Annotated in this window: 4 protein-coding genes and 1 pseudogene; all 5 read left to right on the forward strand. The window is 68.0% G+C overall.

Going from position 1 to position 7945, the window contains the following annotated elements:
• Positions 1 to 357 precede the first annotated feature (357 nt).
• Entirely contained in the window at positions 358 to 4053 is a 3696-nt protein-coding gene (locus Q0A15_RS11160; RefSeq protein WP_291279603.1) for a DNA polymerase III subunit gamma and tau, read from the forward strand.
• A gap of 116 nt (positions 4054 to 4169) precedes the next feature.
• The gene (gene recR / locus Q0A15_RS11165) at positions 4170 to 4769 is read left to right on the forward strand and encodes a recombination mediator RecR (RefSeq protein ID WP_291279604.1); all 600 of its coding nucleotides are present in this window, start codon (positions 4170 to 4172) and stop codon (positions 4767 to 4769) included.
• Positions 4770 to 4899: 130 nt separating this feature from the next.
• Positions 4900 to 5934, forward strand: a complete 1035-nt coding sequence (locus tag Q0A15_RS11170; RefSeq protein WP_291279605.1) for an ABC transporter ATP-binding protein — start codon at positions 4900 to 4902, stop codon at positions 5932 to 5934.
• Positions 5931 to 7052, forward strand: a complete 1122-nt coding sequence (locus Q0A15_RS11175) for an ABC transporter permease (protein ID WP_291279606.1) — start codon at positions 5931 to 5933, stop codon at positions 7050 to 7052. The genes Q0A15_RS11170 and Q0A15_RS11175 overlap by 4 nt, the downstream gene beginning before the upstream one ends.
• A 249-nt stretch (positions 7053 to 7301) precedes the next feature.
• A pseudogene (locus Q0A15_RS11180) lies at positions 7302 to 7898 on the forward strand (aspartate kinase); the annotation flags it as partial.
• Between the last annotated feature and the right edge of the window lie 47 nt (positions 7899 to 7945).

Here is a 7945-nt window from a genome sequence, read left to right on the forward strand (position 1 = left end):
CTAAGTCTCCTGCAAAGCTCCGCCTACACCGCTTCCTCCCGCCAGATACCGCCGTTCTTTCTTGTCCGACTCTTAGACACCGCCTAGAGGCCGAGGTGCGTTCGATCCTCCAAGCGGCCTACACGCTCAACAACACGTCGGGCTCGGCATCTGCCTGAGAAGGATCGGACACGAGGTCGGCGGCGCGACACCGGCGACCAGAACACCAAGGACTTCGAAGCGACCGGGATCCACTTGATCGATCCGTGGCTCGGCTGGGCAGAATCTCCGGATTCACGCGCCGTGACGTCGGCGTGTCATCCACAGCCAGGTCACACACCGTCTGCAGGCCGGGCCGTAGATCGGTAGGCTGGTCCGGTGACTACCGCCCTGTATCGCCGTTACCGTCCAGACACCTTCGAGGACGTCATCGGGCAGGACCATGTCACGATCCCGCTGCGCACTGCGCTGCAGAAGAACCGCGTCAATCACGCCTACCTCTTCTCCGGCCCGCGCGGCTGCGGCAAGACCACTTCCGCCCGCATCCTGGCCCGTTGTCTCAACTGCGAGCAGGGCCCAACGCCCACGCCGTGCGGACAATGCCCGTCCTGCTTGGATCTGGCCACCGGCGGCCCCGGTTCGCTCGACGTCATCGAGATCGATGCCGCCTCCCACGGCGGTGTGGACGACGCACGCGACCTGCGTGAGCGCGCCACCTTCGCTCCCGCCCGCGACCGCTACAAGATCTTCATCATCGATGAGGCCCACATGGTCACGTCGGCCGGCTTCAACGCCCTGCTGAAGATCGTGGAGGAGCCGCCGGAACACATCAAGTTCATCTTCGCGACCACCGAGCCGGAAAAGGTCATCGGCACCATCCGCTCCCGCACGCACCACTACCCGTTCCGGCTGGTCCCGCCGGAGCCCATGATCGCCTATGCGCAGAAGCTCTGCGACGAGGAGCACGTGCAGGTGGCACCCGGCGTGTTGCCGCTCGTGGTCCGCGCCGGTGGTGGGTCCGTGCGCGACACCCTCTCCGTCCTGGACCAGCTCATGGCCGGCGCCGGCCAGGAGGGAATGTCCTACGACCTGGCCGTCTCGCTGCTGGGGTACACACACGGAGAACTCCTGGACGACGTCGTGGACGCCCTCGCCGCGCGTGACGCCGCCACGGTGTTCGGCGCCGTGGATCGAGTCATCCAGTCCGGCCTGGACCCGCGCCGCTTCGTCGAGGACCTCCTGGAACGCTTCCGCGATCTGATCGTGGTGCGCGCCGTCCCCGACGCCGCCACCGTGTTGCACGGAGTCCCGCAGGATCAGGTGGAGCGCATGGCCGCTCAGGCCGCGCCACTCGGCCCGTCCGAACTCTCACGTTGGGGAGACGTCACCAACGCCGCCCTCTCCGAAATGACCGGCGCCACCAGCCCGCGCCTACACCTGGAGCTACTGTGCGCGCGACTTCTGCTGCCCTCCGCAGACGACACCGAGCGCGGCCTCGCCTCGCGGGTGGACCGCATCGAACGCAATCTCCGCTTCGGCGGGGCCCCAGTGGAGGCCGGTTCCGCACTGCCCGACGCCGCGTCCCCGGCACCCGTTCGGGACGCCGCGGCACCCGCGGCAAGTTCGGGTCAGGCCGGTAGCGGTGGCCAGGGTTGGACCTCCGGCCCCACCGGTGCCGCGGCCGCACGCCAGGCCTTGCGCGCCGCCCGCGGCGAGCAGAGCGCCACTACGCCTCAGACGAGTGCGCCGCAGTCCGCTGAGGCGCAGTCCCATGAAGCGCCGTCTCGTGGCACCCAGGCACCGGCCGCGCCGTCGCCTGCGGCTGCGTCGGCTTCGCCGGTGGCTCCGGCCTCTGCTGCGCCCACGCCCTCGACGGAGGCCCCTGCGGCTCCGCGCCCGTCGGTCCCCAACCTGCCGTCCATGCCGGGCATGGTCTCGGCGTCGACGCTACCGACGCCTCCGCCCAAGCCACACCCCACCGACGATCCGGTCCCCGAGGGACCCGTGGATCTGGACGCGCTCGAGGCCGAGGCCCGTCGTCTGGCGGAAGAGGCCAACCGGTCATCGGAGACGTCCGCTGCGCAGCGGTCGGAGGCGGAACACCATGAGGCCGCGCGCCCCACGCCTCAACCAGACCACGACGCCGGCTCCGGCGCGTCCGGCGTCGTAGCGGATTTCGTTCCCACTGCGGACGAACTCGCCGCTGCCGCTGACAACGACGATGAGTTCGAGCCCGCGGAACTCGCCGCGGACGATCCCGAAGTTCTTGCCGCCCAGGAAGCGGAAGCTCAACAAGCGGGTACTCAGTCGTCGCCCTCCCCGGCCGCCCCTGGCCCTCACGCGGCAGAACCCCAACCCACAGTTCCGCAGTCCTCCGGGCCGCAGAACACATGGGGGGCCGTGCAGGAGCCGCGGCAGAGCGCCCAGTCTGCTCCCGCCGCCCAACAGCGCGTCGCTCCGTCAGCGGCTCAGGCACCTGGCCCGGCACCGCGGCAGCCCGCTGCCCAGGCTGCGCCGCAGCAGCAGCCAGAACGCCCGCAACAACCCGAGCAGGCGCACGTTCCGCATCCGGAGGGCGGCTCCGGTTCCGTGGAGATGTTCCGCAGGGCCTGGCCGCAGATCATGGACCACCTGAAGAACGCACGTCGATTCGTGTGGTCCATGGTGGAACCGCACGTGTCCGTGGCAGGGTTCGACGGCCAGACCCTGGTTCTCGCGTTTGCACATCCGGGTCCCATGAAGGCCTTCCGGTCACGGCCCGACGCCCTGGATCTGGTGCGTTCCAGCATCCAGGACGTCCTGGGCGTGAGCCCCCAGATCGAGGTCACCGAGGGAGGCCAAGGGTCCTTCCCTGGACGAGGTGAACCCGGCCCAAAAGCTGAAGGCCGGACTGCCCCGGCCGCCCCGACCCAGGCAGCACCACCTGTAACCGATACGGCTACGGCACCCGCCCGCGCCGCCGTGGACACCCCTGCGCCATCAGGCAGTTCAGCCCCCTCTGCACCGTCCGGAGGTTCGGCGCCCTCACCCGGTTCGGCGCCCTCACCCGGTTCGGCTCCTTCTCCGGCGTCCGCGCCCTCTCCGGGGTCCGCACCGTCGGCGACATCAGCGGCTTCGGCGGCTTCGGTGGCTTCCGGAGTGTCGGCGGCATCGGCCGAATCCGCGTCCTCACCAGAATCGGCGCAGTCGACAGTTTCGCCGACGAACCCTGCCTCGGTTCCCACTCCCGCACCGGTCCAGGCGCCGGCGACCAACGGGCCCACGTTCCATGGGCGCCCCATCGACCCGAGCCTGATCGTGGACCTGGAGGAGCCGTGGGACGAGGATTCCTATGGTCCCGAGCCCGAGGACCCGGCCTATGCCCTGGCTCCGAGCCGTTCCTCACGCCAGGAACCTACGGCCGGTCAGGCTCCCACCTCACATCAGGACTCCGAGAGCGCCTCGCCCGCTCCGTCGTCAACGGTCCCGGCGCCCGATTCGGCCCCGTCCCCGGCAGCTACCACTCCGACTGCAGACGAGTCCCCGGCAGCACCCAAGCCCACTGTGCAGCGTGCGGACACACCCGCCGCTCCTCGTCCCGAAGTGCCCGCCGCTTCGCGTCCCGAGGTCCCGGCCGCTCCACGCCCCGGTGCGCCCGGGCCTGCGCCCAGGACCGAGGCGCCGGCGGCACCAAGACCTGGGTCCGCGCCGTCGGGCGCAGAGGCTCCGGCTGCACCGGTCCCCGGTGCCACGCGTGGCTGGGCCACTCCCCCACGCAACGGCTGGTCAGCGGACACCGCGGAAGGTGCCTCCGCGCCGTCGGGCACAGAAGCCACCCCGCCTGCGCCTACCGGCAAACTGAGCCGCTATCAACGGCTCATGGCTCAGGCCAAGTCCAGCCGGCAGCCGTGGGAGGCCGCGCCTCATGCCGCCCCAGCGCCGATGGAGGATGCTGAGAATTTCGTCCCGAGCGACGATGACGAGGAACTGGAGAACTCCACGACGTTCGGTCGTCAGGCCTTCGAACGGCTACTGGACGCGACCCTCATCGAGGAGCTGGACAGCAACGGGCAGCCCATCACGCACCACCGCTGATTCGGGGACTACCTCGACGCTGTCAGAGGAACCCGACCAAAGCGGCAGCCCCACCTCGTAGAATCAACGCGAACGCGTGAAACGCGGCAACGAAGACCCATGAAGGAGGACACGACGTGTACGAGGGCGCGGTCCAGGACCTCATGGACGAACTCGGGCGGCTGCCCGGCGTAGGGCCCAAGTCCGCCCAACGCATCGCGTTCCACATCCTCGAGGCCGACCCGGCTGACATGGAACGCCTGGCTCAGGCCATCACGGACGTGAAGACCAAGGTCCACTTCTGCGAGATCTGCTTCAACATCACCGAGAACGAGCGCTGCCCCATCTGCCTGGACGAGCGCCGCGACCCCTCCGTCCTCTGCGTCGTGGAGGAGTCCAAGGACATCATGGTCATCGAGCGCACCCGCAGCTACCGCGGCAGGTACCACGTGCTGGGCGGCTCCATCAATCCGATGGCAGGCATCGGTCCCGATCAGCTGCACATCCGAGAGCTGCTAACCCGACTCTCGGACGAGCGCATCCAGGAGATCATCATCGCCACCGACCCCAACCTGGAGGGCGAGGCCACGGCCACCTACCTGGCCCGGACGCTCAAGACTCTGGGGATCTCGGTCACCCGGTTGGCCTCCGGCCTTCCCGTGGGCGGCGACCTGGAATACGCCGACGAGGTCACGTTGGGTCGAGCCTTCGAGGGACGCCGCTCGCTGGTGGGCTGAGCAGACGGCGTTCCGGACGCCGCGAACGGGAGGACGGAGGGGCGGGACTCCCGGAAGTCATACCGGTTCGGGCTCCGACTCATACCAGGGCATGACGCCATGAGTCTGCGCTGACTCCTAGATTCAAGGTATGACCTCCCCACCAGGCGGCATCGTTGCCACCGACCTCACTCGATCCTTTGGCCCCGTCCACGCGGTATCAGGTATGACCCTGTCCGCCCCTCGCGGCGCCGTCACGGCCCTAGTGGGCCCCAACGGGTCCGGCAAGACCACCCTCATGCTCATGCTGGCAGGCCTGTTGGCGCCGGACGCCGGATCCATCAGCATCAACGGAGTCAATCTCGCTAACGATCCCCGCGCGGCCCGGCGTGAACTCGGATGGATGCCAGACACCCTGGGCGTCTGGGAAACCCTGACCACGTCCGAGATCCTGAACTCCGTGGCCAGGCTCTACGGCGTGGACCGCAGCGCCGCCCAGACCCGAACCCAGGAACTCCTTGAACTCGTGGGGCTGCAAGAGTTCGCGCAGCGTCCCGCCCGGGTGCTCTCCCGCGGCCAGCAGCAGAGATTGTCGCTGGCCCGCGCGCTGGTGCACGATCCCTCGGTCCTGATTCTCGACGAGCCCGCCTCCGGTCTTGACCCTGATTCACGGCTACGCCTGCGTTCCCTCTTGCGTGGGTTTGCGCAGGAGGGCCGCACCGTCCTCGTCTCCTCCCACGATCTCGGCGAACTCGACGAATTCTCCGACCACGTGGTGATAGTCCGCGACGGGAAAACCGTTCGCGAGCAATCCCTCACGGAGGCCGACGCCTCCGACCGCACCTGGTCACTTCGCGCCCTCGACCCCGCGGCGCTGCGTTCCGCGCTCACTTCGCTCGGCATGACCTATGGTGTGGACCCCGACACCCGCCGTGAGGCACTGACCGTGTCCTTGAACAGCGACGCTGCAGCGGCCGCGCTGCTGCGCAGCCTGATCGAGGCCGACGTCCCGATCGTCACCTTCGCGCCGGCCTCCGGCGCACTCGAAGAAACCTATCTGCGTGCAGTAGGCCCCCACCGGAGCAAGGGAACCTACCGGACCAAGGGCGGGCACCCGCCCGTCGGGCATGGGCCAGACGCAACCGACGCCCCCAACCCCGCCACCACGACGGAGGAGCAGCGATGAACAAGGCCACACGCCTTCCCTGGTTCTCAGGCGTGGGAACCATCTTCTCCATGGAGTTCCGACAACGCCTTCGCAGCCGCGGCTTCTATTGGATCCTCGGCGTCTGGTTCGTGGTCATCCTGGCCATCACCCTCGGCGTCGGGGCCTCACTGGACTTCTCCAACCCCGAATCCGGAGATGGTCAGCTTCAATTCGAACTGGTCCTGATCACCGTCCTGATCTTGGGCTCGCTCGTGGCTCCGGCCTTCGCGGCGAACTCCATCAGCGGCGACCGTTCCGGCGGCACCCTCGCAGTGGTGCAGTCCACGCTCGTGACGCCTGGCCAGATCATGGTCGGCAAGTGGTTGGCCGCCTGGGTTTCATCCCTGAGCTTCCTGGTGGTCTCCGTTCCGTCGCTGGCCATCGCAGCGTTCCAGCCCGGACTGCGGTGGGGTCCGAGCCTGCTGATGTTGCTGGCGGTCGCCTTGGAGCTGGCTATCCTCACCTGGATCGGAGTGGGCGTCTCCGCCTGGACCTCCCGCCCCGTCTTCGCCATCCTGAGCACGTACCTGCTCGTGGCCTTCCTGGGGATCGGCACACTGATCACCACCGGAATCGCGGCGGCCACCATCACCACCACGATCCGGGAATCCGACCAGCTGCCCACCCCTGCTGCGGAACACATCCAGGAGTCATGGGACGGAGAGGGAGACTGGCCCGATGGCGTGGACGAGTACTACTGCGCGGACGAGGTGAGCACGTACAAGGCACCGGCCACTCAGAGCTTCACGTGGCTGCTCGCCGCCAACCCCGTGGTGCTGGTGGCCGACCTCGGCGCCCCCGGTATCCACACAGTCCGTTCCGTCGAAGACGACTGGGTCAGCGATGACACCGAATATGCCGATGCCCCTCTGAGCATGATCCGCTACGGCGTGAGGGTGATGCAGGCCGGCCCGCAAGCTCAGGTGGTCTGTTTGGAGGGCAAGATCCGGCCCAGCGCAGACTTGGCAGGGCAGGCTCCGGTGTGGCCCATCGGCATCGGAGCGCAGCTGGTCCTGACCGGTTTCGTGGTGCTCATGGGACGCCGCAAGCTGACCACACCGGCCAAACGACTCAGCGTCGGAACCCGCGTCGCCTGAGCTGCGCATCAATGCCCGACGGCGGTACTTGCCTGATGCCACCCCGTCACGCGCCGGTGATGCCCCGACTGACGTCGGGGCATCACCGGCATACTGGCGTCGACTTCCCGACGTCGACGTCGACGAAATCTGACCGTCACAGAACGCCGGGGGATCCTCGCACCCGCATAGACTCATGTTCGGTGTGCTGCGATCGAGCTCGCGCGCCACAGTCCAGTTCCAGTTCACGTGGCGGGAGCCCTTGAACTCATGAGCCTCATCGTCCAGAAGTTCGGCGGTTCTTCCGTCGCCGACGCCGAGGGCATCAACCGCGTCGCCGCCCGCGTCCTGGAAACACGCAACGCCGGCAACGACGTCGTGGTGGTGGTCTCCGCCATGGGTGACACCACCGACGAGCTGCTGGACCTGGCAGACCAGGTCACCAAGGCAGGCCCCGCACGTGAGATGGACATGCTGCTCTCGTCCGGTGAGCGCATCTCCATGGCGCTGTTGGCCATGGCCATCGAATCCAAGGGCGGCAACGCCGTCTCCTTCACCGGTTCCCAGGCCGGCATGTTCACCGATGCCATCCATGGTCGCGCCCGCATCGTCGAGGTTGCCCCGTCCCGCGTGCGTCGGGCACTGGACCGCGGCATGGTCGCCATCGTCGCCGGATTCCAGGGCATGTCCCGCGAGGACAACAACATCACCACCATGGGCCGCGGAGGTTCAGACACCCCCGCAGTCGCGTTGGCCGCAGCCCTGGCCGCAGACGTCTGCGAGATCTACACCGACGTGGACCGCGTCTACTCGGCCAACCCACCGCTGGTGCCCAACTCACACAAACACAAACCATTCACAACTAAATAGATACTTGAACTGGCCGCCAACGACGCCAACATCCTCCACTACCG

The sequence above is a fragment of the Galactobacter sp. genome (assembly GCF_022712295.1).
GTDB lineage: Bacteria > Actinomycetota > Actinomycetes > Actinomycetales > Micrococcaceae > Galactobacter.

Bases quoted from the DNA above. Each gene is read 5' to 3' on its own strand.
- Q0A15_RS11170 (WP_291279605.1), top strand. From the start codon at position 4,900: ATGACCTCCCCACCAGGCGGCATCGTTGCCACCGACCTCACTCGATCC.
- Q0A15_RS11175 (WP_291279606.1), top strand. From the start codon at position 5,931: ATGAACAAGGCCACACGCCTTCCCTGGTTCTCAGGCGTGGGAACCATC.